Origin of the sequence: Paraburkholderia aspalathi (assembly GCF_900116445.1) — a bacterium.
GTDB lineage: Bacteria > Pseudomonadota > Gammaproteobacteria > Burkholderiales > Burkholderiaceae > Paraburkholderia > Paraburkholderia aspalathi.
In genome coordinates, this window is sequence record NZ_FPBH01000094.1 from 1 (window position 1) to 1658 (window position 1658).

Here is a 1658-nt window from a genome sequence, read left to right on the forward strand (position 1 = left end):
GGCCGAGGCCGTGTAAAAACGCGTGAGCCGGCGGTCTGTCGAGCGACTGGTGAGGCCGCGCCTTCGCAGCTTCCTGTCTTCCTGTTGTCTACGACTGAACTGATTGCGCCACGCCAACAAGCAAAGGCAGGCGTGAGATTACGCGCCTGCGAGCTTCATCGCTCGCAGTGTCTTTGCAAATCCGAGGATCTTCATGACGCGTTTGAGGTTGTACGCCAGCACATGCAAGCTCATTTCAGTCGAAACGTTCCCAAGCCTGCGCATCTGGAAGTGGGTTGAGCCCATCCAGTGCTTCAGCGTGCCAAACACGTGTTCGACCGTTCGTCGCCGTATTGTCATCGCGTCAAGCTGACGATCCAGTCTGCGTTGCATTCTGTCGAGTACCGCTTCGTGTTCCCATCGGCGAATGCGCCGATACGGCGCCGGCGTGCACTGCTTTCTGAGCGGACAGTGTGGGCAGGCAGTGCTCCAGTAGGTCCGCAGTTTCAGCAGATTGGCACTCTCCAACGAGGTGTAGCGGTATATCGCGCGTTGCCCTGCCGGACACAGATACTGGTCGTCTCTGGCGATGTAAATGAAGTCGGCCCGGTCGAAGCGACCGTCAGCCTTTGCACCGGAGGTTTGTGATTTGGGCACCAATGCCGTAATGCCCGCGTCGTCGCATGCCTTGATCTCTGGTGCGCTGAAGTATCCACGGTCTGCCAGTGCCTTGATTTTCTTCTTGCCCATCGCGTCGCGCGCCGCTTTGGCCATTGGGCTCAACTGCGTCCGGTCGTTGCCGACATTCGTGACTTCGTGGGTAACGATGAGATGGTGCCGGGCGTCGACGGCGACCTGAACGTTATAGCCAACCACGCCCGTACCCTTGGCTTGAGAGACCATTGAGCGTGAGTCGGGATCGGTCAGCGAGACCTGCTTTTCCGGCAGGTCGTTTAGAAGCTCCGCTGCGCGATCCAGATCGCGCATCTGTTCACGCAGCGTCTCAATCTTCTCCCGTAGGCGTTCAGTCTTCGCTTCTACCTCGGCTGGTTGAGTGCGATCGGCGGTCTCCAGTGCGTCCAGATAACGCTGGATGCTTTGCTCGATCTGCTCCTGACGTCGTGCAATCTTGTTGGGCGTGAAGTTGTTGTCGCGGCTGTTGACCGCCTTGAACTTGCTACCGTCGATGGCTACGACCGCTTGTGTAAACAGCTTCAGCTCCCGGCATATCATCACGAAGCGACGGCACACGTTGCGAATGCCCTCACCATTGTTCCGCCTGAACTCGGCAATCGTCTTGAAGTCTGGCGCAAGCCGGCCGGTCAGCCACATCAATTCGACATTGCGCTGGCACTCCCGCTCCAGGCGTCGGCTAGACTGCACGCGATTGAGATAGCCGTAGATATAGATCTTGAGCAGCACGGCCGGGTGGTAAGAAGGTCGCCCGGTGCTTGCCGGCGTGGTGCCTTCGAATCCGAGGGATGCCAGTTCGAGTTCTTCGACGAAGGCGTCGACAATCCGCACAGGATTATCTTCAGCGATAAAGTCATCGAGACACTCCGGCAGGAGTGTCGTCTGACTGCGTTCCGCACCTTCGACAAATCGCCCCATCTGCGCCTCTTGTTTCAGCGGGTTGATTTAGTCTAGGTGATCACGCGCGTTTTTACACGGCCTCGGCC

1 protein-coding gene is annotated in these 1658 nt (G+C 58.1%); it reads right to left on the reverse strand.

Annotated elements, in window-relative coordinates:
- Positions 1-138: 138 nt before the first annotated feature.
- On the reverse strand, positions 139-1590 hold the full coding sequence (locus BM438_RS44510) for an IS1182 family transposase (RefSeq protein ID WP_093647944.1): 1452 nt from the start codon (positions 1588-1590) through the stop codon (positions 139-141).
- Positions 1591-1658: the final 68 nt, after the last annotated feature.

Excerpts from the sequence above, each read along its gene's own strand:
- BM438_RS44510 (WP_093647944.1), bottom strand. The coding sequence starts at position 1,590 with ATGGGGCGATTTGTCGAAGGTGCGGAACGCAGTCAGACGACACTCCTG.